This window comes from Streptomyces sp. BR1 (genome assembly GCF_052373795.1).
Classification (GTDB): Bacteria; Actinomycetota; Actinomycetes; order Streptomycetales; family Streptomycetaceae; genus Streptomyces.
The window spans coordinates 5,735,456-5,758,379 of the sequence record NZ_CM126252.1 but is presented as its reverse complement, the minus strand read 5'-3'; the positions used below and the strand labels follow the sequence as shown (position 1 = coordinate 5,758,379).

The following is a 22,924-nucleotide window of genomic DNA, read 5'->3' as shown; positions in this document are numbered from 1 at the left end:
CGACCCCCGTCCTGCAGGATTGAAGAACATCATTCCGGAGCGAGCTGCGCTCCATCCCCTCACCGTTCGGTCAAACAAGGCCGCTTTTCGGTCATCCAGTCCACCGCATGGTCCACCGCACCCCTGATCGAAAACAACCGGGCGGTTCTTGGCCCCAGCTGCCACTCTTTGCGCACTTCCTCCGGAAGGTCCGCCCCCACCGCCTCGAAGTCGCCGTCGTCGAGAACCACATCGGGATAGTGGAACCAGGCCCGCCGGCCGTTCGCATCCCGCACCACACAGCTGTACAACTTCTTCGGCGGATCGGCGAGATAACGGTATTCGGCGAGGTGAAAGGCGGTGCAGACGGAGAATCCCACATTGATCATGAGCACTTTGGCGTCTTTGATCCCATAGAGCACCCCGAGCGGCGACTTCTCGCCCAGATGACAATCCCTCGCGTGTCCCTGTGTCAGCTCCAGGGCGCGGCAGCCCCAGGCCGCGAAGGACGTCTGCGGATGGTCGCTGCGCACCGCGTCGTCCCTTGTGCGGATCCATTCCGCCAAGCGGCCGATTCCCTGGCTGCGGCTGGTCTCCCGGTCGAAGGGCTCCATGGTGTTCTTGAAGTCCCGGTACGCGGCGGGATCGCGCAGATTTCTGATACGGGCCCGATGGGCCGGTGAGGTGAGCGAGTTGGCCGGGGTGAACGCCGGGACCACAAGCGTGCCCTTCAGCGGCCCGCCGACCGCCGCCATCAGCGCCTGCCCCAGCACCCTCGGGGGCCCCAGACCGCTCATCGAGGCGTGCACGAGCAGGGTGTCCCCCCGCTCCACGCCCATCGCCGTCAAGTCGTCGAGTAACGCGCTCCCCAGCGCTGCCTCGGCTCGTTCATCCACGGGCTGCCTCTTCCCACTCCAGCCGGACGGCGGCGACCAGGCTCTTCCCGCTCACGGTGAGTTCGGCCGCCTCCTCAAGAGCTTCCAGCGCGCGCCGGGTCTCCGCCAGAGTGCGCGCACTCCTGTCGTACGCGGCGAGGGCCACCCGCTCATGGGTTTCGGCCAGCAGGACCGACACCGGAACGGGCTCGTCCCGCCAGCCGACCGCATGGTGCCAGGCGCCGTCGAGCGCGTACAGGTCCGCGACATCGAGCAGGGCCCGCAGTTTCGCCCGACGGAAGCCCTTCAGCAGCCCCAGCGCCAACGCGTCCCCCCTGAGCCCCACCGGCACCCCCAGTGCCCCGTAGCCGTGCCGCCCGACCACCGGCTCGCCGTCCCCGGCCAGCGGAGTGAGCGTGGTCAGCACCGCGGCCGCCTCGGCGGCGTGGCCGGGCACGGCGGCCGAGAGCAGCCCCCAGGCCTCGCCGAGCCGCCCGCTCCACTCGTCCGCCTCGCCGAGACCGAGGCGCGGCAGCACGGCCGTCCCGAAGCAGTCGCGGTACGGGTCAAGGTCGTCCAGGGCCGGATCGGGCGCCCCGTCCCGGCCCAGGCCCCGCACCGGCAGCCAGTCGCCGCACGGCTCGCGCGGGCACTCCACGTCGAGCTCGCAGCCGTCCCCCCGGGCCCGGAAGCCCTTCTCGGCGGCGGTCACCACGACGCGGCCGCGCTCACCCGGGGCGCCGACGCGGAGCTGGCCGAGGCCCGGCAGGAGCAGCCGGCCGTCCTCGTACCCGACGGATACGGGCAGTTCGAGCCGGGCGCGCACGGCGGCCGCGGCGGTGTAGGCGGCCAGGCGGTGGGCGTGCGCCACGACGTCCGCGCGCCCCGCCCGCAGCGCCTCCAGGGTGGTGAGCAGCCAGCTGCGCGCGTACGGCTGGGCCAGCACCTCGTCGAGCGCCGGGCCGTCGACGAGCGCGGTCAGCCGCCACGCCTCGTCCCACTCGGGGCCGCCGCGCCCGGCGAGGTCGGCGTTCAGGCGGGCCAGCAGGGTGCGGGTCAGCTCGTGCTGGGACGCGACGAGTTCACCGGGGTCGGTGACCGCCTCCGGGACCATCCGGGCGGCCGTGCGCGCCTCGATGCCGCGCACGATGGCCTCCAGGTCCTGGCAGTAGACCGACGGCCCGGCGAAGGCGTCCGTGCCCCGCTCTGCGTTGGCCGAGCTGTAGCGGTGCGTATAGAGCCCGCCGCCGCAGGAGCGCACCACCGGGCACTCGCGGCACTCGGGCCCCACTCCCGCGAGGCCGAGCTGGCGCACCCGTACGCCCGGGTGGGCGGCGACCTCGTCGAAGGAGTGCCGGAAGACGTCGAATCCGGTGGCGGCGGCCCCGTCGTAGGCGCTCTTGAGCGAGTCGACCTGCTCCAGCGTCCCGTCCGTCTCGACCACGACGAGGTCAGTGGGGGCAAGGCCCAGGGACTCGGTGAGGCTGGGGCCGCCGTTCAACGTCGACAGTACGGACTCGAACAGCCGGACCGGCACCGGTCTGCCCTGCTGCTCCCAGCGGTCGAAGACGGTGAGGATCCACTCGGCGTACTCGGTGGGCGAACCCTTGGGCCGGGCCGGGGGCGCGTCCCAGGTGGCGTGCGGCAGCAGATAGTCGATACGCGGCGGATCCAGGGCGATGAGCGCGTCATGCACGGCGACGGGGTCGTTGGCCACGTCGATGGTGCAGAGCAGCCCGAGGAAGAGATGGCGGTAGCGCTCGCTCTGGAGCAGTTCGACGGCCTTGAGGACCAGGGGATGGCTGGTGCGGCCGTCGGCGAAGCGGCGGTGGCGGTCGTTGGCCGATTTGTCCCCATCGAGGGAGATGCCGACACGCACACCGAACTCGTCGAAGAGATCGAGGTAGCGGGGGCTCAACTGGAGGCCGTTGGTGTGGATGCGCAGATCGAGCGCCGCGACGCCGTCGAGGGCGGCGGTCAGCTCCTCGCAGACGCGGCGCAGCCGTGCGGGCCCTGCCAGCAGCGGCTCCCCTCCGTGCAGGATCACTGACACGGAGGGCAGTACGTGTTTCTCGGCGTGCTCGGCCAGTCGCCGGGCCGTCCAGGAGATCGCCTCGTCAGAGATTGCCTTGGGGCGGGTGCGCCAACTCTGATCAGGGGCTTCGTAGATATAGCAGTGATCACAAGCAAGATCGCATCTGCTGTGAACCTTGAGCACGATCTCGCGGAATGGGACCACGGGTCCAGTCATTCCGCCAGTCTAGAGCTCCGAGCGTGGCTAGAGCGCCGAGTTGAAGGTCGATGCCTGCACAGGCCGGCCGAGGGACGAGGGCAGCACGCGGCCGAGCTTCCTGGCGGCATCGGCGCCACGGACGTCGATCTCTGCCAGGGGCACACGGCTCTTCTTCGCAGGGGCGAAGGAGAGAGAATTCACGGAGGTCTTCACGGCCGTCCTTGATGGGTAATTCCTGCATGTGGACAGTGGTACCGACGACATGCACCGTTGCAGTGTCGGCGGGACGACTTTACTCTCTTGGCCACTGTTGGCAACTGAGCACGACCACCTGAAACGAACAGGTGGCACAGCCTTAGCGGAAGATGTACGGAACGGGTCGTTCCATCGAAAGAGTGATGGATAAAACCGCAGACAGGGGTGGATGTGACGGCGATTCCCGGTCCTCTGCAAAGCATGGTCTTCCGCAACAACGACCTGCCGGGTCTCTTCCATCACGCGGACTCTCTCGCGATAGGGCGTCAGCGGGCCGCGGTGAACGTCACGCGCTGGCAGTTGTGCCTGCTGGTCGCGGGTGCGGCGCTGGCGGCGCTGCCGTGGAAGATGACGCTCGGTGGCGGCTTCCGGCTGACGAGCGCGCTCAGCGCACTGGCGTACGCGGGGGTGCTCGCGGTGAGCTTCCGCGCCGCCCGGGGGCACGCCAAATCGCATTGGCAACTGAATCGTTCGGCGGCCGAGTTCATCAAATCCATGTGCTGGCGCTATGCGGTGCACGGGGCTCCGTTCGACTCCCACGCGGCTTCCCCCGAAGGTCTGTTCACCCTCCGTCTGGAGGAGGGACTGCGGGAGTTGCGGAAAGTGGGCTGGCAGGACCCGCGCGAAGAGCGGTCGTCCACGCTGGCCGACGCGGATCTCATCACCGCGCCCATGCGGGAGTTACGGGCGAAGGCCTTCACCGTACGCAAGGAGACGTACGTACGGGACCGTCTGATCGAGCAGCGCAACTGGTACCGGCGCCGCCAGGAGGCGTCCCGGCGGGCCACCGCGCTGTGGACCTCCGCGATCACCCTGCTCACGCTTCTCGCGTTGCTCTTCGCGACGCTGCACACGTTCGGTGCGGCCGAGGGCGTGAAGCCGACCGGACTGCTCTCGGCCGCGGCCGCCGCATGCCTGGCCTGGAGCGAGATCCGCCGCCATCAGCCGCTGATATCGGCCCACTCGCTGGTGGAGCAGGATCTGATGGAGATGCATGTGGCCATGGAGAACACGGTCAGCGAGCGGGAGTGGCCGGGGGCGGTGTACGAGACCGAGCGGGTCGTCTCGCCGCAGCACACCGACTGGCTTGCCAGGCTCCGCAGTTGACATACCGTTAGACATACGTAACCTGCCTGACGATCCGTCAGGGGCGGGTGAGCCCGTCGCGCCACACCACCGTGACCGTCTTGCCCAGGCTGCGGGCGTACTCGACGATGTCGCCCGTGCCGCCGAGCCCCCGCGCGGGCCGGCCGTCCCATACCGCCACCAGACGGTCGCAGTTGTCCGCGATATAGGCACCCGCCGCGTAGTAGGCCTCGTCCGTGGAGTGCGGGAAGTCCATCCGGATCTCTTGCGTGGCCTGCCGTTTGAGGCCCCGGTAGCGGGCGAGTTCGACGGCGTCGGTGAAGCCCGTCTCATAGTCGCCACTGGGAATGACCACGGTCAGGGACGCGCCGCATTCCAGGGCGACGGCCGCGAAGAGCTGGTCGGCGCCGGCGGCGAGGCTGGACAGCGCCTCCAGCGAACCCTCGTGGCCGCACAGCAGGGTGCGCAGACAGCCGCGGATCTCCTCTAACGCCTCGGAGGGAATGTCTCGGTGACCGGTCACTCCGATGCGTTTCACTGGCTCACCCCGTGTGTCCGCTCGCCTCTCCGCCGTGAACATCCTCCCAAAAAGGCGCAACGCGTCCAGTCGTACGCACCCGGCCCCGGCCAGCGGGGACGAGCCCCCGCCCGGTGCTCGGGCGGGGGCTCGCCTCCGCTTTACGCAGCTAGGTGATCAGCCGTCAGAAAAGGCTGACTCCATAGGCGCTCATGGCCGCGACCACGGGCTGGAAGAAGGTCGTGCCGCCCGACGAGCAGTTGCCGCTGCCGCCGGAGGTGAGACCGAGGGCCGTCGATCCGGAGTAGAGCGGACCGCCGGAGTCGCCGGGCTCGGCGCAGACGGTGGTCTGGATCAGGCCGCGCACGATGTCACCGTTGCCGTAGTTGACGGTGGCGTTGAGCGCGGTGACCCGGCCGCTGTGGATGCCGGTGGTGGAGCCGCGCCGGGTGACGCTCTGGCCGACCGTGGGGTTGGCCGCGCTGGTGATGGGCTGGCTGCCCACGGCGCTCGGGTGGGAGAGCGAGGTGTTGGTGTACTGCACCAGACCGTAGTCGTGGCCCGGGAAGGTGGTGCCGACCGTCGGGCCGATGCTCGTCGAGTGCGAGGAGCTCGTGTAGTAGTTCGGGTAGCCCTGGGTGCAGTGGCCGGCCGTCAGGAAGTAATAGGTGCTGCCCTTCTTGACGTTGAAGCCCAGCGAGCAGCGCCAGCTCGTCGTGTAGATGGGGTCGCCGCCGGAGAGCAGCTTGCTGATCTTCCCATTGGTCCGCTCGACGCGTATCGCGGACGCGTTGGATCCGGCCTGCTGCTTGATCCTGGCTATGTCGGCCTGGGTGACGCCGGGGTCGGCGGTCACGACCAGCGTGTGGGTGGCGGGGTCGACGTGCCAGGCGGTGCCCGCGACATCGGCGCCGAGCACGGCGTCGCTGACGGCGGAGAGCTGGGTGGCGCTGAACACATGGGCCGGGCTGGCGCTGGCGGTGGGGACCGCGAGAGCGGCGGCGGCGACGAGCCCGGTGGTGATGGCGGCTGCCTTGGTGCGTCTCGCGAAAGCGCCGTGACGCCGGGGGATGGTGCGCTTGATCCTCACTTCTGTTCCTCCCGAGGGAAGTCGAGGGGCCCGGTTTGGGTGGGGGGACCCCGTGAGGCGCGGCCAAGGGCCGACGGCAGCACAATGAAGCGCCGCCGTGCTCCTGACAAGCGCTGGGAGGGAGTATTCGGCGGCCCGGCCGTCGGGCGCAAGGGCGCCTTTCGGCCGGGCGGTTGGGGTACGGCGACGCGCGGGTCAGCCGGAGAGCACGGTCCGCTCCCCCGCCGGGACGGCGATGTCCAGCGTGTTGCCCGGGGGCGGGAAGGGGCAGATGAAGTGGTCGGCGAAGGCGCACGGGGGCAGCAGTGCGCGGTTGAGGTCCACCGTCACGCTGCCGTCCGCCGCGGGTGCGCCGGGGCGCAGGAAACGGAACCGGAAGGTCGAATCCCCGCTGGTCGCATCGGCGAAGACCGCCCAGAGCCGGCCGTCGCCCTCGACCGCCACCTGAAGGGTGTGGTTTCGGCCGTCGAGGGTGAAGGCGAGCTCGCCGCCGAGCCCCAGTCCGCGCTCCACCCCGTCGGCGTTCGCCACTTGGACGGTCCGCGCTTCGTCGTACGGGCGGAACGTGCCGGGCACCGCCCAGCGTGCGTCGTACGGCGTCGCCTCGATGCCCTTGAAGGAACGTCTGCGCTCGGCTTCGGGGTCCCAGACCCGCACCGCCCACAGCCCCTCGCGGCGCAGCACCACGAGCCGCTTCGCACCCTGGGCCAGCCGCGACTGCCCGATCGGGGCGTGGTCGGCGGTGAGCCGGACCTCGCCGGTGAACTCCTCGCCGTCCAGGCTGATCCCGTCCCCGGCGCCCGCCGATAGCACCACTTCGTCGCCCTCTTCGCGCCAGTGGCCCGGCACGGCCGGAATTCGCCCCTCCACCGCATCGGCGAGCCAGTGGGTGCCGGTCAGCGCGAGGGGGCCGTAGGGCGAGGAGACGGTCGCGATGCGCCGTTCGTGCCAGCGGTCCCACTCCTGTGCCGCGTCCGTGCTCATGCCGGTCCATCCTTCCGTACGGGGGTGCGCAGCCCCAGATGCGAGCGCAGTGTCGGCCCGGAGTATTCCGAACGGAACACCCCGCGCTCCTGCAACAGCGGCACCACATCGTCGACGAAGTCGTCGAGCCCGCCCGGCGTCAGCTGCGGGACGAGGATGAAACCGTCGGCGGCGTCGGTGCGTACGAACTCGTCCAGCTGGGCGGCGACGGACCCTGGCGTGCCGATGAACGACTGGCGGGAGGTGGACTCGATGACCGTCTGCCGGATGGAGAGCCCCTTCGCCTCCGACAGCGCCCGCCACTTGGCCGCGACCGCGAAGGGGTCACCGACCTTCACCCGCCCCTGCACCAGCGTCGATTCCGGGTCCGGGTCGATGTCCGGGAGCGGCCCGTCAGGGTCGTACGCGGAGAGGTCGCGGCCCCAGATCTGCTCCAGGGCGACGATCGCGTTCTGCGGGGAGACCTGGCGGCGGCGGATCTCGGCGGCCTTCTCCTGCGCCTCGGCGTCGCTGTCGCCGAGCACGAAGGTCACCCCCGGCATGATCTTCAGGTCCTCGGGCTGCCTGCCGTACTTGGCGAGCCGTCCCTTCACATCGGCGTAGAACGCCCGCCCGGCCTCCAGGCTGCCGTGCCGGGTGAAGACGACGTCGGCGGCCGACGCGGCGAACTCGCGCCCCTCGCCGGAGTCCCCGGCCTGGATGACGACCGGATGCCCCTGCGGGGAGCGCGGAAGCGTGAACTCCCCGGATATCGCGAAGTGTTGACCCTGGTGGGAGAAGGGACGGGGAGTGCCATCCGGCGTCCAGGAATCCCACAACTCCCGTGCGGTGGCGACGAATTCGGCGGCCCGGGTGTAGCGGTCGGCCCGGTCCAGATAGCCGCCGCGCCGGAAGTTCTCGCCGGTGAACGCGTCGAACGAGGTGACCACGTTCCAGGCCGCGCGGCCGCCGCTGAGGTGGTCGAGCGAGGCGAGCCGGCGGGCGAGTTCGTACGGCTCGTTGAAGGTGGCGTTGACCGTGGCGGCAAGCCCCAGGTGCTCGGTGACGGCCGCGAGGGCGTTCAGGACGGTGATGGACTCCGGGCGGCCCACCACGTCCAGGTCGTGGATACGCCCCTTGTGCTCGCGCAGCCGCAGCCCCTCGGCGAGGAAGAAGAAGTCGAACCGGCCGCGCTCGGCGGTGCGGGCCAGATGCTCGAAGGAGGCGAAGTCGATCTGACTGCCCGAGCGCGGATCGGTCCAGACGGTGGTGTTGTTGACGCCCGGAAAGTGGGCGGCGAGGTGCATCGGCTTGGTCAAGACGCCCTCCCGGCGTACTGGTTGACGGCCCGGGTCAGGCCCAGGTGTTCGCGGAGTGTGGCGCCGGGATAGAAGCGGCGCAGTAAGCCACGGTGCTGGAGCACGGGCACCGTCCCGTCGACGACGAGCGCGAGATCGCGTCCGGGGTCGGCCGGGCGCAGATGGAAGCCGTCGGCGGCGCCCTGCTCGCACCAGTCGCCGATCAGCCCGGCGAGGCCGACCGCGTCGGCCGTGGTGTGCAGTTCGACCGGGATCGAGACGAGCACCCGAAGGCGTCCGGGGTCGCGGCCGTGCGCCCGGACCCGGTCGCGCAGCTCCTCGCGGGCCTCGCGCGCGGTGGTGGGGTCCTCGGCCCGTACGAGGGCGATGCCGGCGTGCCGGACGGCGGCGGCGCGGGCCTCGGGATCGGTCGCGTCGATCACGGTGACGGGGTGGCCCTGCGGCGGCCGGGGCACGATGGCGGGGCCGCGCACCGAGAACGTACGGCCTTCGAAGTCGACGTAGTGCAGTTTGCCGCGGTCGATGAAGCGGCCGGTCGGCTCGTCGCGGATCTCGGCGCCGTCCTCCCAGCTGTCCCACAACTTGGCTGCCACATCGGCGACTTCGCGCGCCTCGTGCCACAGCTCGGCCACGGGCGCGGCCGGTCGGCGGCCGAAGAGCCGGGCCTCGGCCTCGGTGGTCGACACCTGCGGGCTCCAGCCCGCCCGGCCCCGGCTCACCCAGTCGAGGGTGGCCACGGCCGAGGAGACATGGAACGGCTCGGTGTGGGTGGTGGTCACGGTGGGGACGAGCCCGATCCGCCCGGTGGCGGGCGCGACCCGGGCGAGCACGGCGAGCGCGTCCGGGCCCGGCCGGGCGAAGGAGTCCCCGAGGGTGACGAAGTCCAGCCTGCCGCGCTCGGCGAGCCGGGCGAGCCGGATGTAGTGCGGGGCGTCGTAGTGCGGTGGGCCGCCGAGGTCGACGGCGAGATGGAGCGGCCGGGTGGCCGACCTGTCGGAGGCGCTCATGGGGCGGTCCCTTTCGGACGGAGTACGGGGTGGGCGGTGCCCAGTGGTCAGGCGCTGAGGCGGTGGCACGCGAGGTCGCGCAGGAAGGCAAGGGCGGCGCGCGCGGTCGCGTCGTTCTGGCGGAACGCGGGGCCGCCGGTGCGGGGCCGGGTGAAGGCCCCGGACGCCCGCGCGGTGGTGTGCGGGCCGAGCGCGAAAAGGCGTGGGTACGGGCGGGCTTCGCGGTCCAGGACGCGCCCGTCGGCGGGGTCCACGCTGAGCAGCCCCGCCTCGGTCGCCCCCGCCCCGTCCCGGTACAGCGCGCGCAGCAGCGGGCTGCGGGTGCGGTCGAGCGACGGCTCCGGCAACCGTGCCTCGACCAGGGCACGCGCCTCGATCCACTCCCCGGGCACACTGGCGCTGCCCGCACGGAAGACGCCCGCGTCCCCGTCGCTCTCGACGGTGATCCCCGCGCCGAGGAAGCGCACGATCCCGGCGTCGGACAGCGCGAGCAGTTGCCGCAGCCGGGGGCCGGGCGGGCCGGAGGCGAGATAGCTGAAGAACCCGTGCCACCAGCGGCCCACATCACCGAGCCGGGACAGCTGCCCGTATACGGAGAGCAGTCCCAGGAACACCGCCAAGTCGACGCTGTTCGCGGCATCATGACGTCTCGTCATGTCGTGGGTGATGTATCCCCGCAGACCCTCCTGAAGTGCTTCGTACGACGGGAAGCGCACCCCGTCCAGGGGATGGTCAAGCGCCTCCAGGTCGAGGCGGTCTGCCGGGTCGGGGACGGCTGCGGCGATCAGGGCGTGCAGTTCGGGGCTGCCGGGGTCTGCGGCCGCGTACTTCTCCTCGAAGTCCGGCCAGTTGACGACGACGCGCTCGGGATGGGCGCTGAACAGCCGGCGGTAGTGGGCGAAGCCGAGCTCCTTGTCGATGAGCGGCCATACGTCCCGGCGGAAATCGGGGCGCCCCGGCCGACTCAGCAGTTCGTCGACCGCCTCCGGCCCGAAGAAGCGCGGCAGCGGCGGCCGTTCGCCCTGCCAGGTGTATCCGATCTTCGAGTGGTACGGGACTCCGCGCCGCGACCCGACGTACAGCACCGGCTCCCGGCCCGACGGGAGGTAGCTCCCGTCCGCCGCGTACCGCCCGCCGCGCCCCTCGGTCAGGAGCACCATCAGGTCGATGAAGGCGAGCCCGAAGCCGCGTACGATCACCGGTTCGCCGGGGCGCAGGGCCGACAGATCCGAGTCGGCGGTGAAGTCGGGCGGCAGATGGACGAGGTCGTGGCGGGCCGCGAAGGCCGCCGACTCCCGCTGCTCGTCGTCGAGTTCGGCGTCGAGGTGGCCGATGGCGAGCACCACGAGATCGGCGGCCAGCGGTGCGGCGCGGCCCTCCAGGTGGACGTGCCGGCGGCCCTCGCGCGGTCCGCCGATCCGCAGCGCGCGCGTGCGGTGCTCGTGCACGGTGACCGTCGGGCCGAGCGCGGCCACCGCCTGCTCGTACACCCACCGCAGATACGCGCCCTGCGCCCGCCGACTCGGAAAGCTCTGCCCGTCGATCCCGGCCCATTCGGCGAGGGTCGGTCCGGGGCGGACCGGGCCCTCCTGCTGGACGGTGTCGTCGGTGAACATGGTGACGTCCTCGGCCATGGAGTTCATCCACAGCAGCGGCGACTGCTCCGCGCGCCAGATCCGACCGCCGCCCGGTGGGTACGGGTCGACCAGATGGACGTCCAGCGGCTGATCCCCGTACAGCTCAGGGAGGTTGGCGGCCAGCCGTTCCAGGAATCCGGTCCCCCTCGGACCGGCTCCGACGACGACCAGGGACGGCCGGTGAAGCGGGAGCTTGAGGAGTTTCGAGCGGGCAAGGGGCATACGAAGGCTCCGTGGATGCAGAGATCGAACACGGTGATGCCTTCACGAACACGGCGCGGACCAGCCCCTCAGCACGGTCCGTTGCCGAGGCTAAGCGGTGCGTACGGCCGCTTGTCAAGCCTGTCCAGAGTGTGAGCCGTACGTCTCAGGTCGGTTGACGCGGATACGGATGCCTGTTCCACTTGGGCCATGCATCCGCAGCAGTGGCTGGTCACGCGCTCCCACATCGACTTCGGTCGAGTGTGGTCCTGTTCCTGTTGAGCCGACCCTCTGCACGGCCTCGCATTCTGTTTTCTCCTTCCGCGCCTTCACACGCCTGACACCGCGCACCCCTCCCCTCGTACCACCGCGCAAGCAGCATGACGGAGCGTCATCAGTTGCACCCGCAGTCGCATCCGTCGCAGCAGCAGCCTTCACAGCTACAGCAGTCCGCACAGCTGCTGCAGTTGCTACAGCAGTCGCAGACGTCACAGCAGTCGCAGTCGCAGTCCCGGCAGAAGCCCTCGCGCTTCTTCCGGGACCAGGGGCCCTCGTACTCCTCGGCGCAGCACATCCGGCAGGTGCAGCAGAGCCCGACGAAGACACCGCACCCGGCGATCAGCCCGCGCCGACGCGGCGGCTCGGGCGGCCCGAACGGCGGCCCGAACGGGCCTCCGGGACCGGGCGCGTAAGGGTTGCCCGGGTTCGCGTACGGGTTGCCCGGGTTCGGCGCGTAAGGGTTGCCCGGCGGCGGCGTGCCGTAGGGGCCGTACGGTCCCGGCTGATGCGAAGCGTGCGCCGACCCGCCACCGTGACCGGCGTGCCCGCAGCTCACCGTTTTGAACGACCGGTTCACGGACTGGCCGAGCTCATGGGCGAGGAGTACGTGCGCGAGCTTGCCGTCGACGAAGTCGACCTCGCGCAGGGCCAGCCGGATGCCGTGCACGGCGTCGTCGGCGAGGCGGCGGGCCTCGACGAGGTCGGTGCCGGTCGCCGTGAGCGGGTTCCAGGCACCCGACGCGGCGTCAGATGCCTGGTCCTCCACGGCGTCCAGCAGATGCGCGAGCCGGCCGAAGAGGCGGCCCGCCTCCGCCAGCGGCTCCGCGTTGTGCGGGCGGTCGGCGAGGACGGCGGTGTGCGCGAAGGCGGCGGCCGTGGCCGTCTCGGTCGGCTCGGTGACGGTCAGCAGAGAGGTGCCGGGCCCGGCGAGCGCCTCGATCGCCGTCTGCCGGTCGACCGCGTCGACCAGGACCGCCGTGTCGAAGCCGAGCGACGCACCCGTACGGGCGCCCGCCTTGTCCCAGCGCGCGGCGACCCGGCGGGCGGCGAGCGCCACGGGCCTGCGCTTCAACAGGCCGTCCCGGTCGGCCACGTGGTCGCGGACCTTCGCCGAGGCCAGGACCAGGGAGACGGCGGCAGCGAGGCGGGCGCCCTCACCCTTGGCGACGGGGGCGGTTCGCATCGCGCGCAGCGGACATGGCCCGGCCGTGCGCCGCCACCCGGTGGTCCGCTCGACCTGAGCCTCCGTCAGAACCGAGACGATCAGGCCGTCGTAGTTGGTGACGACCCTGGCGAGCTGTCCGTGGTCCGAGCGAAGTGCCAGGCAGAGCCCGCACAGATGGGCCATCCACTCGGTCTTCAGCCCTTCCGTGAGCCGATGCGAGCAGGGCCTGACGATTCCGAACACGAAGCTCCCCCGGTGACGTAGGACACACGCCCTACGCTTCGTTCAACAGTGCGCCAGGCATCGTATCGAGCCATCCGTTCACTCGTACGCCCCCTCCGTCACCCGTCTGGACGGAAGTTCATATTTTGTATCCGTTACCCGTCATACAGCGGAAGAAAGCTGACGATTCGCCACATCTTCTGCACCAGTACCGTCACGAATCCCCTGCACGGCGGCTATCCACTTGGCGCGGTATCCGCATCATGGACGACCATAGGGATGCGGAACGCAAGAAGTGGCAAGAAGAAGTCCGCTGTGAGAGGAGGCGTCCATGGGATCGGTGCGCAAGGCGAGTGCCTGGCTGGGACTTGTCGAGGACAACGACGACCGCTACTACGACGACGAGTACACCGAGGAAGCCGGGTCGTCCGGCGAGGCCTGGGTGACGGACCCGCGGGTGCGGGTGGCCTCCGAGGCGGCCGAGGAGCAGGGCCGCCGGATCGCCACCGTCACCCCCGACGGCTTCCGGGACGCGCGCGGTATCGGCGAGCTCTTCCGGGAAGGCGTCCCGGTCATCGTGAACCTCACGTCCATGGAGCCCGGTGACGCCAAGCGCGTCGTCGACTTCGCGGCCGGGCTGACCTTCGGGCTGCGCGGCTCCATCGAGCGGGTGGCGACGAGGGTCTTCCTGCTGACCCCCGCCGACACCGAGATCGTCAGCGGCGAGGCGGGCCGCACCGCGGGCGGCTTCTTCAATCAGAGCTGAGCAGGGCGCTCACCGGATCCGCGGTCCTAGCGGAACGCGTCGAGTCCGGTGAGCGCCTTGCCCAGCACCAGCTGGTGCATCTCGACGGTGCCCTCGTACGTCAGCACCGATTCGAGGTTGGTGGCGTGCCGCATCACCGGGTATTCGAGCGAGATCCCGTTCGCCCCGAGGATCGTGCGCGAGGTGCGGCAGATCTCGATCGCCTCCCGCACATTGTTGAGCTTTCCGAAGCTGACCTGTTCCGGGCGGAGCCGCCCCGCGTCCATGCGCATCCCCAGGTGATGGGCGAGCAGGATGCCCTTGTGCAGCTCGACCGCCATGTCGGCGAGCTTGGCCTGGGTGAGCTGGAAGCCGCCGATGGGCCTGCCGAACTGCTCCCGGCTCTTGGCGTACTCCACGGCCGCCTCGAAGGAGGACCGGGCCGCGCCCATCGCGCCCCAGACGATGCCGTAGCGCGCGTGCGAGAGACAGCTGAGCGGGCCCTTGAGGCCGGTGACGTCGGGCAGCACGGCGTCGGCGGGCAGTCGCACGTCGTCCATGACCAGCTCACTGGTGACGGACGCCCGCAGCGACCACTTGTGCTTGATCTCCGGCGCCGAGAAGCCGGGGGTGTCGGTGGGGACGGCGAAGCCGCGAATTCCCTCGTCGGTCTGCGCCCAGACCACCGCGACCCCGGCCACCGAGCCATTGGTGATCCACATCTTGCGCCCGTTGAGCACCCAGTCGGTGCCGTCCTTCTTGGCGTACGTGCGCATACCGGCCGGGTCGGAGCCGTGGTCGGGCTCGGTGAGGCCGAAGCAGCCGATGATCTCGCCCGCCGCCATACCGGGCAGCCAGCGCTGCTTCTGCTCCTCGGAGCCGTACTTCCAGATCGCGTACATCGCGAGCGAGCCCTGGACGGAGACGAGCGAGCGGATGCCCGAGTCGGCGGCCTCCAGCTCCAGACAGGCCAGGCCGTACTGGACGGCACTGGCGCCCGCGCAGCCATAACCGGTCAGGGACATGCCGAGCGCCCCGATCGAGCCGAGCTCGCGGGCGAGTTCGCGGATGCCGGGGAGCTCGCCGTTCTCGTACCACTCGGCGATGTGCGGCAGGACCCGGTCGGCGGCCCAGGAGCGGACGGTGTCGCGGACCGCGAGGTCCTCGGCGCTCAGCAGATCGTCGATGCCGAGGGGGTCGGCCGGGTCGAAGGGGGGCAGCTTGGCGGGTGCGGACATGAGGGATGCCTCCGGCGGCTCGCTCAGAACCTGTGCGGCTCAGCTAAAACTAGCAGTGGTAGTTATTGCTGAGCGCTGACGTTACGGGTCAGTGTCCCGCGCGTCCAGACCCCGCGGCCTCGGCGGCGGGGACCATCGGCCGGTCGGCCATCGCGAGCGGCGCGTCGGTGCGCTGGGCGGGCAGTTCCGCGTGCTGCGCGGGGCATTCCATCGCGCGCGGCAGCCGCAGCGCGGCCACCGCGCCGAGGACCAGCAGACCCGCGCTGACCAGCAGCGTCACATGCAGACCGTGCACGAAGGAGTGCTGGGCCGCGCTGCGCAGGGCGTCCCCCGCGGGCCCCCCGAGCCGGGCCGCGATGTCGTACGCCTCGCCCAGCGAGTTGGCCGCGCCCGTCGACGCGGTGTCCGGCACCCCGGGGACGTCGGCGACGCCGGGGGCGTAGGCCGCGTTCATCACACTGCCGAGCAGGGCGATCCCCATCCCGGCGCCGAGCTGGTACGAGGTCTCGCCGATCGCGGCGGCGCCGCCCGCGCAGTCGGCGGGCGCCTCGCTGAGCATCGATTCGTACGCCCCGAAGAGCGTCGTCTGCAGGCCGAAGCCCAGGACTATGAAGGCGCAGGTCAGCAGGGCCGGGCGGTCGTGCTGGCCCATCATGACGAGGAGGAGGACGGCCCCGGCCGTGAGCGCGAAGCCGCAGGCGACCATCGTGCGCGGGCCGAACCGGCGCAGGGTGTGCGAGCCGGTGGCGCCCGCGGCCATCGCGGCGAAGGTGAGCGGCAGCAGCCGAAGGCCCGTCTCCAGCGGGCTGAGCCCGAGGACCAGCTGGAGGTACTGGACCGCGATCAGCTCCAGGCCGACCAGCGCCAGCATGGCGAGCACGATGCACCCCACCGAGGTGGAGAAGGTGGGCCGGGAGAACATCCGCATGTCGACGAGCGGATGCGTACGGCGCTTCTGGCGGCGTACGAAGAGGACGATCAGGGCCGTGCCCACGCACAGCGGCGCCAGCGTCCAGACGTCCATGACGCCGTGACCGGCGCCGAGGCGCTTCACGCCGAGCACCAGGGTGAGCACCCCGGCCGCCGCCATCAGCGCGCCGAGCACGTCCCACGGCCCGTCGGCCGATCCCTTCGACTCGGGCAGCAGCTTGCGGCCGAGCGGCAGGATCAGCGCCATCAGCGGGATGTTGATCAGGAAGACCGAGCCCCACCAGAAGTGCTGGACCAGGAAACCGCCGAGCACGGGTCCGGTGGCGGCGCCGATCGCGGCGGTCGCGGTCCACACACCGATGGCGGTGGCGCGTTCACGGCGGTCGGGGAAGACCGCGCGCAGGATCGAGAGGGTGGCGGGCATGATCATCGCGCCGCCGACGCCGAGCAGCGCGCGGGCGACGATCAATAGCTCCGCCGAACCGGCGAGGGCGGCGACCGCGGAGGCCGCGCCGAATATGCCGTAGCCGAGCAGCAGCACCCGGCGGCGGCCGACGCGGTCGCCGAGGGTGCCGAAGAGGATGAGGAGCGCGGCGCAGACCAGCGGGTAGGCGTCGACGATCCAGAGCAGCGCGGTGGCGCTGGGGCGCAGGTCCTCGGTGACCGAGGGGACCGCGACATGCAGAACGGTCGCGTCGAGCGCGACGAGCAGCAGGCTCACACAGAGGACGACGAGGACGACCCAGCGGTTGGCGCCGCCGGCGGTGGCACGCGCGCGTGCGGCGTCCGTGGTCGTTCCTGCCATGTGTGTGCCTCCTGTACGGCGGCCCCTGCCGGGGTCCCGGGACGCGCCGGCCTCGCGGTGGCGCGTCGTCCCTCGCTCTCGGCGGCCCCTGACCTGGTCTCGGCGGGCCCGGCATCGACGATGCGAGTGATCCGTCAGCGTACGCGAGTTCAAGCCAGCGGCACGTGGTGCACCTCTCACCCCGTACGCCCCACGGGTGTGGCGTACGCCACTCCGTCACGCCCCCGTGCGCTCCGCTTCGCCCCTCGTTCACCCCGCGACTCACCGCGCGGCGCCACAAGTGCGGCGGGGCCCGAGGCCGGGCCACGATAAATGATCTTGGCACGCCGTGCCGCGATTGCCCGGCACACCGTGCCAGGTCCGATGACCGAACGATGAATTCCGCCCCGCTTCCCGGCGAACCAATTCACCGCGTCCAAAGCGCGTTCCCGAACCGGCCCGAACGGAATAGACCCCAAGGTCATCACCGTATTTTCCGGGCCCGGGAATAATCCGGCGCGTGAGACCTACTCCACATCACATCGTCATCACAAACCCGCCGGATCGGCCTGGGCCGTCACTCACTCGCTGTAACGTCGATTGAGTGCGTACCGACCTAATCTTCGCCCGTCTGGACCGGGAGCCCGAACCGCCGAAGATAGCGATCCCGCGGATGAGCCGTCACCGCGTGATCCTCTTCGCCGCGACGATGGCGTTCTACCTCGCCATCGTCGTCGCCGTGCTCGCCTCGTCCTGGCTCGTCGAGCTGGACTGGAAGGTCATGCTGTACCGGCCGTACGAGCAGTGGCCGCAGCTGCACGCCTTCCTCGACTACTTCGTGGTCCTCGGCCAGCGCGGTCCGACGGCGGTGATGGTCGCGGCCTGGCTGGGCTGGCGATCCTGGCGGCAGCACACCCTGCGCCCACTGCTCGCGCTCGGCGCCTCCCTGCTGCTCCTGAACATCACGGTCGGCGCGGTCAAGCTGGGCCTGGGGCGGCTCGGCCCGCACTACGCGACCCAGATCGGCTCCGCCGAGCTCTTCGCGGGCGGCGATATATTCCCCTCCGGCCACACCGCCAACGCGGTGGTGACGTGGGGCATCCTCGCCTATCTGGCCACCACCCCGAGGGCCAGGCGCTGGCTGTCGGTGATCTCGGCCATGGTCGCCCTCGGCGTCGGCGCCACCACGGTCTACCTCGGTACGCACTGGGTGAGCGATGTGCTCCTCGGCTGGGCGGCCGGTCTCCTCATCCTGCTCATGCTGCCCTGGTGCGAGCCGGTGATCGCCCGCGCCGAGGCTCTGATCTTCGCCCTGCGCGCCAAGTGGCGTGCACGCGGAACTGCCGCTCCCGCGCTGCCCGTTCCGGCCGGTGCGCTGCCCGCGATGTTCGCCCAGCGCAGCGCCAACGAGGACGACACTCCGGTGCGCGAGCCGGTCGGCGTGGCCTCCGGCACCCGCGCGGCCCGGGGCGCCACCCGGCCCCCGTCCGGCTCCCGCCCGGAGCGGCCCCCGGTGCCCCCGGCGGCCAGCAGGCGCCCGCAGCACTCCGAGCGCGGCCCGCGCCCGGCCCCGGCGCGCCCGATCGGCGGCTGACCCGGCGCCTGCCGGTCGGCACACTGGACGGCGGGGGACCGGTACGCACAACCACCCCCGCAAGGCGAAGGCCCCGCGGCTCCACTCCGGAGCGGCCGGGGCCTTCGTCGTACAGGTAAGGAGCCGCTTTCAGCCGCGCCAGCAGCGGATCACCGTGCCGTCGGCCACCTCGAAGTTCAGCCGCCCTTCGAGGTACTCCATGGTAATGATCGAGCCGGGCGGGAGCGACCTGACGGTGGTCCAGCCACGCGCGCGTGCCAGCCGCTCGGCGGCCTCGCCGGCCAGGCCCACATAGGCGTCGGGGGCGTCGTCGGGCTGTGCGGAAGGGGTCGGTATGGGTGCCATGCCAGCCACCGTAGGCGGCCCCGGGCGGCGACGGAAGCCGGGGCCGCGCCCGGTCCGCCGCCCGGCCCCCTGCCCTGCCCGTGTCCGCACCACGTCCCCCTCCGGTCACACTTGTGTCACAGGATCTTGCGCGGGGTTTACCTCGAACTTGGTCACTCGTACGGGGAGTTCCGCGCGGCCCGACGCGAAATACGGCACCCTTCGACAGATGGTTCGGATCCATTACGGAATTCGCCTGACGGTGCCTCGCAAACACGCGCCGGAATTACTTCCCCGGCGCCCAGCGTGGGAAATTGACGGGCCATAGGGAATTCACGGCATCCTTACAGAATCCGCACCGGCGGCGGTTCCGCTTCGCCGTCGGCTGCGTCCGGCCCGTTTGGCTCGTATGCACCCGTCCCGGTCACGTACGCACCCTGTCGGACCGGGTACCAGCGCGAGCATCATGGCTACCGGCCTGATGCCTGACACCTGAGTGGGGGCGGCGATGGGTACGGAGACGGCGACCGCGGACGCGGAACCGGTGGAGGCCCGGCAGTCGGGCCGGGTGATCGTGGACTGGCTGACCACCACGGATCACAAGAAGATCGGGCATCTCTACCTGGTCACGTCGTTCGTGTTCTTCCTGGCCGCCGGGGTCATGGCCCTGCTCATGCGGGCCGAGCTGGCCCGACCGGGCCTGCAGATCATGACCAACCAGGAGTACAACCAGCTCTTCACCATGCACGGCACGATCATGCTGCTGCTCTTCGCCACCCCGACCTTCGCCGGGTTCGCCAACGAGATCATGCCGCTCCAGATCGGCTCGCCGGACGTCGCCTTCCCCCGGCTGAACATGCTCTCGTACTGGCTGTTCCTCTTCGGCGGGCTCATCGTCCTCGGCTCGTTCTTCGTCACCGGGGGCCCGGCCGCCTTCGGTTGGTTCGCCTACGCGCCGCTCAACTCCTCGGTCCACTCCCCCGGTGTCGGCCCGGACCTGTGGATCATGGGGCTCGCGCTCGCCGGTTTCGGCACGATCCTGGGTGCCGTCAACTTCCTGACCACCATCATCGGGATGCGCGCGCCCGGCATGACGATGTTCCGGATGCCGGTCTTCACCTGGAACGTGCTGTTCACCTCGATCCTGGTGCTGATCGCCTTCCCGGTGCTGGCGGCGGCGCTGCTCGTCCTGGAGGCGGACCGCAGGTTCGGCGCGGTGGTGTTCGAGCCGCAGTGGGGAGGCGCGCTGCTGTGGCAGCACCTCTTCTGGTTCTTCGGCCATCCCGAGGTCTACATCATCGCGCTGCCGTTCTTCGGCATCATCACCGAGATCATCCCGGTCTTCGCCCGCAAGCCGATCTTCGGCTATCTCACCCTGGTCGGCGCCACCATGGCCATCACGGGCCTGTCCGTCGTGGTGTGGGCGCACCACATGTTCGCGACCGGCGCGGTGCTGCTGCCCTTCTTCTCGTTCGTGTCGTTCCTCATCGCGGTGCCGACGGGGGTGAAGTTCTTCAACTGGACCGGCACGATGCTGCGCGGCTCGCTGAGTTTCGAGACACCGATGCTCTGGGCGGTCGGCTTCCTGGTGAGCTTCCTCTTCGGCGGCCTCACCGGTGTCATCCTCGCCTCGCCGCCGCTCGACTTCCATGTCACCGACTCGTACTTCGTGGTGGCCCACTTCCACTACGTGGTCTTCGGCACGGTCGTCTTCGCGACGTTCGGCGGCTTCTACTTCTGGTGGCCCAAGTTCACCGGCAAGATGCTCGACGAACGCCTCGGCAAAATCCACTTCTGGACGCTCTTCATCGGCTTCCACACCACGTTCCTGGTCCAGCACTGGCTGGGCGCCGAGGGTATGCCCCGGCGGTACGCGGACTATCTGGCCGCCGACGGCTTCACCGCCCTCAACACGGTCTCCTCCATCGGCGCCTTCCTGCTCGGCATGTCCACGCTGCCGTTCCTCTACAACGTCTGGAAGACCGCGAAGTACGGGGAGTTGGTGGGCGTCGACGACCCATGGGGGTTCGGGCGCTCGCTGGAGTGGGCGACCTCCTGCCCGCCGCCGCGCCACAACTTCGTGACCATCCCGCGCATCCGCACCGAGTCCCCCGCGTTCGACCTGCACCACCCCGAGTTCGCGCCGTTCCGCGACGACCTGGTCCTCGACAGCCGCAAGGAGAAGGAGCCGGTGGGTCCGGAAGCATCGGAGGACTGAGGGTTCAGGGCCGGTAGGCCAGCTGCGGGACGGTGAAGCAGTTGGTGGTCATCTCGCCCTGCGAGACCCACCCCTTGCCGTCCTGCCAGCGGGCCACCGACAGACAGGTGCGGCGCTCTTCGGGCGGCCGGGCGAGATGCGCGTACGACACCGGAAGGAGCAGGCCGCGTGCGGTGTACGGCTGCGGGCGGCCCAGGAAGTCCTCCACGCACGCGCGCGTGAGCGCGGTCGGCGGGCAGGAGCGGGCCGCGTCCGTGAACCACATGGCGGCCGCCCAGCCCTCCAGCTGCCACTGGGAGAGCGCCTTGCCCTTCAGCGCCGCGCGGAACGCGGCCACTTCCGGATGGTCCTTGTCGTCGTAGTCGCGCGACGAGCCGGTCACCCACAGGGCGTTGCGGCAGCGCGGCGCGTCCCGGTAGTCGTCGCCGACGGCCGAGTTCCAGTTCTGCACATTGGTGACCTTGGCGGTGACCTTCACGCCGAGCGCGTCCATGGCCTCGCACAGCTGCACATTGCCGTGAGTGTCCAGCGCGTCGAAGACCAGATCGGCGCCCCGGCTCTTCAGGTCGGCGGCGACGGCACGGAAGTTCGGCAGTACGAAGTCGACCTGTTCGCCGACCACTTGATAGCCCTCGGCCTTCAGCCCGGCGGTCACCAGACGGGCGTACGCGGCGGACGCGGCCTGGTTGTAGGAGACGACGGCGGCCGTGCGCGCGCCCTGCTCGTTCTTGAAGTACCGGTAGACCTCGGTGCCGCCGTAGAGGCTGCCGCCCCAGCCGGGGGTGCCCTCGCGCGGGGCGTCGCTGCCGTAGATCCCGTACAGATGCGGGTAGGTGTCATAGGCCGCGCCGATCGGCTGGCCGCCGATGTCGGGGACTCCGGCGGCGGAGACCAGGGGCGCGCCCGCGTAGTCGAGCGCGGTCGTGGCGACGAGCGCGAACACCTTCTTCTCGTCCACGAGCCGGTGCACGCACTCGGTGTTGCCGACCCCGCTGCCGCCGTCGTCGCAGGTCAGCACCTCGATCTTGTGTCCGCCCAGGCCGCCTTGGGCGTTGAGCGCGGCGAAGTAGGCGCGGGCGCCGTCACGCGGCCCGGTGAAGGCGGCGCCGCCGACCGGGCTGGTCTCGCTGGCGATGATGCCGATCCGGATCGGCTCGGTGGCCGCCGACCGGCTGGGCCCGCCCTCGAAGTCCCGCTCGGGAAGCCGACTGCCGCAGCCGGCGCCGAGCAGGAGCAGCGCCGTCAGCAGCAGCCTCTCAGCAGCCCGGCGCGGCCGCATTGCCGCTCAGCTTGACGAGCGCGCAGAGCGTCTTCACCGAGACCTTCCATGTCTGGTCCTGGAGCACCGCGGTGCCCTTGGCGCCGGGCAGCGCCGGGTTGCCGCCGACCAGCAGGTCGTACGTCACGGCAGCGGCGGTCGGCGAGATGAACGTGACGGCGGTGACCTTCGCGGAGGACTGCGCCGCGTTCTTGTCGCCGCCGAACGCGGCGAGCAGCGGCCGCAGCATGTCGCCGTTCTCCAGCACCTTCACCTTGGCCTCGGTGGAGGCCTTGGAGTCGAAGAAGGTCGCCCAGTTCTTCTCGATCTGCGCCTTGGCCGCGGCCGGGTCGCCCGGCTGGTTCAGCGCCGGGGAGTTGGCGGGCGCGGTCGCGGAGGGCGAGGGGGACTTCGCGGAGCCGCCTGTGCTGTCCGAGCACGCTGACGCGACCGGGACCAGGACGAGGACCGCCGCGGCCGCCCAGGCCGCAGGTCGAACACGAGTGCCGAGACTCATCTGGCTCACCACCAAGACCGAATGCTTCCAGGGTCTGCCGCTTCAGGGCATAGTGCAAGGAATCGCCTTCCACCACCAGACGCGACGCGGGACCTGGGGGCCTGATGCGGACTTCCCGGCTGCTGTGGGCGGGCCTCGCGGCCGTCGCCTGCGGCGCGGTCCTGTGCGTGGCGGGCTGGTACGGCGTGTCGGGCGAGCGGTTCGCCGCGCGCCAGATCCCCTATCTGGCCTCCTGCACGGTGCCGGGCGCCGCCCTCCTGGTGGCGGGCGCGGTGCTCCTCGCGCGCGTGGAGGCCGTCCCGGAGGTACGGCCCCGCCCGGCCGAGGCACCCGAGGAACCCGGGCCGCCCTCCTCGGACGGCCCCCTGCTGTGCGTACCGGGCGGAACGCTGGCACACCGGCCCGACTGCCCGCTGGTCGCCGCGCGCCCGGATGCACAGCCCGCCGGCGACAAGCTGCTCGACCCCTGCCCCGTGTGCGAGCCCTGA

General features: G+C 70.7%; 20 protein-coding genes. 5 read left to right on the top strand and 15 right to left on the bottom strand.

Features of this window, described 5'->3' with window-relative positions; translation table 11 throughout:
* Nucleotides 1-59: 59 nt before the first annotated feature.
* The 3 genes from ACT1U9_RS25135 to fxsA are packed head-to-tail and all read right to left on the bottom strand — an operon-like array spanning nt 60 to nt 3,288.
* Nucleotides 60-875: an aminoglycoside N(3)-acetyltransferase gene (locus ACT1U9_RS25135; RefSeq protein ID WP_444534917.1), complete on the bottom strand. Its 816-nt coding sequence runs from the start codon at nt 873-875 to the stop codon at nt 60-62.
* Nucleotides 868-3,105, bottom strand: a complete 2,238-nt coding sequence (gene fxsBH, locus ACT1U9_RS25130; RefSeq protein ID WP_444534916.1) for a radical SAM/SPASM protein FxsBH, inactivated beta-hydroxylase extension form — start codon at nt 3,103-3,105, stop codon at nt 868-870. The genes ACT1U9_RS25135 and fxsBH overlap by 8 nt, the downstream gene beginning before the upstream one ends.
* A 27-nt stretch (nt 3,106-3,132) precedes the next feature.
* Nucleotides 3,133-3,288 carry an FxSxx-COOH cyclophane-containing RiPP peptide gene (fxsA, locus tag ACT1U9_RS25125; protein WP_444534915.1) on the bottom strand — a complete coding sequence of 52 codons (156 nt, stop codon included), beginning with the start codon at nt 3,286-3,288 and terminating at the stop codon, nt 3,133-3,135.
* Between the two features lie 255 nt (nt 3,289-3,543).
* Between fxsA and ACT1U9_RS25120 the strand changes: the two genes are divergently transcribed.
* Nucleotides 3,544-4,449, top strand: a complete 906-nt coding sequence (locus ACT1U9_RS25120; protein ID WP_444534914.1) for a DUF4231 domain-containing protein — start codon at nt 3,544-3,546, stop codon at nt 4,447-4,449.
* Nucleotides 4,450-4,486: 37 nt separating this feature from the next.
* Here the strand turns inward: ACT1U9_RS25120 and ACT1U9_RS25115 are convergent, their stop codons facing one another.
* The 7 genes from ACT1U9_RS25115 to ACT1U9_RS25085 all read right to left on the bottom strand — a co-directional run bounded on the left by ACT1U9_RS25115 (nt 4,487) and on the right by ACT1U9_RS25085 (nt 12,849).
* Nucleotides 4,487-4,966 (bottom strand): hypothetical protein, encoded by a 480-nt coding sequence (locus ACT1U9_RS25115; RefSeq protein ID WP_444534913.1) that lies wholly within the window; start codon nt 4,964-4,966, stop codon nt 4,487-4,489.
* Nucleotides 4,967-5,129: 163 nt separating this feature from the next.
* Nucleotides 5,130-6,035, bottom strand: coding sequence for a S1 family peptidase (locus ACT1U9_RS25110; RefSeq protein WP_444534912.1), 906 nt, complete (start codon nt 6,033-6,035; stop codon nt 5,130-5,132).
* 195 nt (nt 6,036-6,230) lie between these two features.
* Nucleotides 6,231-7,019, bottom strand: a complete 789-nt coding sequence (locus ACT1U9_RS25105; protein WP_444534911.1) for a DUF1684 domain-containing protein — start codon at nt 7,017-7,019, stop codon at nt 6,231-6,233.
* The gene (locus ACT1U9_RS25100; protein WP_444539239.1) at nt 7,016-8,305 is read right to left on the bottom strand and encodes an NtaA/DmoA family FMN-dependent monooxygenase; all 1,290 of its coding nucleotides are present in this window, start codon (nt 8,303-8,305) and stop codon (nt 7,016-7,018) included. The genes ACT1U9_RS25105 and ACT1U9_RS25100 overlap by 4 nt, the downstream gene beginning before the upstream one ends.
* Nucleotides 8,306-8,313: 8 nt before the next feature.
* Nucleotides 8,314-9,324: an LLM class flavin-dependent oxidoreductase gene (locus ACT1U9_RS25095; RefSeq protein ID WP_444534910.1), complete on the bottom strand. Its 1,011-nt coding sequence runs from the start codon at nt 9,322-9,324 to the stop codon at nt 8,314-8,316.
* A 47-nt stretch (nt 9,325-9,371) separates the two neighbouring features.
* Nucleotides 9,372-11,183: an FAD/NAD(P)-binding protein gene (locus ACT1U9_RS25090; RefSeq protein WP_444534909.1), complete on the bottom strand. Its 1,812-nt coding sequence runs from the start codon at nt 11,181-11,183 to the stop codon at nt 9,372-9,374.
* Between the two features lie 373 nt (nt 11,184-11,556).
* Entirely contained in the window at nt 11,557-12,849 is a 1,293-nt protein-coding gene (locus ACT1U9_RS25085; RefSeq protein WP_444534908.1) for a DUF5685 family protein, read from the bottom strand.
* A gap of 310 nt (nt 12,850-13,159) precedes the next feature.
* Here ACT1U9_RS25085 and ACT1U9_RS25080 point away from each other — a divergent pair, with 310 nt between their 5' ends.
* The gene (locus tag ACT1U9_RS25080) at nt 13,160-13,594 is read left to right on the top strand and encodes a cell division protein SepF (RefSeq protein ID WP_444534907.1); all 435 of its coding nucleotides are present in this window, start codon (nt 13,160-13,162) and stop codon (nt 13,592-13,594) included.
* A gap of 26 nt (nt 13,595-13,620) precedes the next feature.
* On the opposite strand, the gene ACT1U9_RS25075 is transcribed toward ACT1U9_RS25080, so the two are convergent.
* A complete protein-coding gene (locus tag ACT1U9_RS25075; protein ID WP_444534906.1) occupies nt 13,621-14,811 on the bottom strand; it encodes an acyl-CoA dehydrogenase family protein in 1,191 nt (396 codons plus the stop codon).
* Nucleotides 14,812-14,899: 88 nt separating this feature from the next.
* On the bottom strand, nt 14,900-16,546 hold the full coding sequence (locus tag ACT1U9_RS25070; protein WP_444534905.1) for an MFS transporter: 1,647 nt from the start codon (nt 16,544-16,546) through the stop codon (nt 14,900-14,902).
* Between the two features lie 583 nt (nt 16,547-17,129).
* Here ACT1U9_RS25070 and ACT1U9_RS25065 point away from each other — a divergent pair.
* A complete protein-coding gene (locus ACT1U9_RS25065) occupies nt 17,130-18,119 on the top strand; it encodes a phosphatase PAP2 family protein (RefSeq protein WP_444534904.1) in 990 nt (329 codons plus the stop codon).
* A 129-nt stretch (nt 18,120-18,248) separates the two neighbouring features.
* Here ACT1U9_RS25065 and ACT1U9_RS25060 read toward each other — a convergent pair whose 3' ends face one another.
* The gene (locus ACT1U9_RS25060) at nt 18,249-18,464 is read right to left on the bottom strand and encodes an I78 family peptidase inhibitor (protein WP_188275207.1); all 216 of its coding nucleotides are present in this window, start codon (nt 18,462-18,464) and stop codon (nt 18,249-18,251) included.
* A 487-nt stretch (nt 18,465-18,951) separates the two neighbouring features.
* Here ACT1U9_RS25060 and ctaD point away from each other — a divergent pair, with 487 nt between their 5' ends.
* Nucleotides 18,952-20,661 (top strand): aa3-type cytochrome oxidase subunit I, encoded by a 1,710-nt coding sequence (ctaD, locus tag ACT1U9_RS25055; RefSeq protein WP_444534903.1) that lies wholly within the window; start codon nt 18,952-18,954, stop codon nt 20,659-20,661.
* Between the two features lie 4 nt (nt 20,662-20,665).
* On the opposite strand, the gene ACT1U9_RS25050 is transcribed toward ctaD, so the two are convergent.
* Together ACT1U9_RS25050 and ACT1U9_RS25045 are read right to left on the bottom strand one after the other, a co-directional pair.
* The gene (locus ACT1U9_RS25050) at nt 20,666-21,940 is read right to left on the bottom strand and encodes an ABC transporter substrate-binding protein (RefSeq protein ID WP_444534902.1); all 1,275 of its coding nucleotides are present in this window, start codon (nt 21,938-21,940) and stop codon (nt 20,666-20,668) included.
* Nucleotides 21,918-22,436: a hypothetical protein gene (locus tag ACT1U9_RS25045; protein ID WP_444534901.1), complete on the bottom strand. Its 519-nt coding sequence runs from the start codon at nt 22,434-22,436 to the stop codon at nt 21,918-21,920. Before ACT1U9_RS25045 ends, ACT1U9_RS25050 begins: the two co-directional genes overlap by 23 nt.
* A 104-nt stretch (nt 22,437-22,540) precedes the next feature.
* On the opposite strand from ACT1U9_RS25045, the gene ACT1U9_RS25040 reads away from it, so the two are divergent.
* Nucleotides 22,541-22,924, top strand: a complete 384-nt coding sequence (locus ACT1U9_RS25040) for a hypothetical protein (protein ID WP_444534900.1) — start codon at nt 22,541-22,543, stop codon at nt 22,922-22,924.

What these genes read in the sequence shown, in the direction of transcription:
- ACT1U9_RS25060 (WP_188275207.1), bottom strand. Translation starts at nt 18,464, where the DNA reads ATGGCACCCATACCGACCCCTTCCGCACAGCCCGACGACGCCCCCGAC.
- ACT1U9_RS25080 (WP_444534907.1), top strand. Translation starts at nt 13,160, where the DNA reads ATGGGATCGGTGCGCAAGGCGAGTGCCTGGCTGGGACTTGTCGAGGAC.
- ACT1U9_RS25120 (WP_444534914.1), top strand. Translation starts at nt 3,544, where the DNA reads ATGGTCTTCCGCAACAACGACCTGCCGGGTCTCTTCCATCACGCGGAC.
- ACT1U9_RS25100 (WP_444539239.1), bottom strand. Translation starts at nt 8,305, where the DNA reads ATGCACCTCGCCGCCCACTTTCCGGGCGTCAACAACACCACCGTCTGG.
- ACT1U9_RS25040 (WP_444534900.1), top strand. Translation starts at nt 22,541, where the DNA reads ATGCGGACTTCCCGGCTGCTGTGGGCGGGCCTCGCGGCCGTCGCCTGC.
- ACT1U9_RS25105 (WP_444534911.1), bottom strand. Translation starts at nt 7,019, where the DNA reads ATGAGCACGGACGCGGCACAGGAGTGGGACCGCTGGCACGAACGGCGC.
- ACT1U9_RS25070 (WP_444534905.1), bottom strand. Translation starts at nt 16,546, where the DNA reads ATGGCAGGAACGACCACGGACGCCGCACGCGCGCGTGCCACCGCCGGC.
- ACT1U9_RS25095 (WP_444534910.1), bottom strand. Translation starts at nt 9,324, where the DNA reads ATGAGCGCCTCCGACAGGTCGGCCACCCGGCCGCTCCATCTCGCCGTC.
- ACT1U9_RS25090 (WP_444534909.1), bottom strand. Translation starts at nt 11,183, where the DNA reads ATGCCCCTTGCCCGCTCGAAACTCCTCAAGCTCCCGCTTCACCGGCCG.
- fxsBH (WP_444534916.1), bottom strand. Translation starts at nt 3,105, where the DNA reads ATGACTGGACCCGTGGTCCCATTCCGCGAGATCGTGCTCAAGGTTCAC.
- ACT1U9_RS25050 (WP_444534902.1), bottom strand. Translation starts at nt 21,940, where the DNA reads ATGCGGCCGCGCCGGGCTGCTGAGAGGCTGCTGCTGACGGCGCTGCTC.
- ctaD (WP_444534903.1), top strand. Translation starts at nt 18,952, where the DNA reads ATGGGTACGGAGACGGCGACCGCGGACGCGGAACCGGTGGAGGCCCGG.
- ACT1U9_RS25045 (WP_444534901.1), bottom strand. Translation starts at nt 22,436, where the DNA reads ATGAGTCTCGGCACTCGTGTTCGACCTGCGGCCTGGGCGGCCGCGGCG.
- ACT1U9_RS25075 (WP_444534906.1), bottom strand. Translation starts at nt 14,811, where the DNA reads ATGTCCGCACCCGCCAAGCTGCCCCCCTTCGACCCGGCCGACCCCCTC.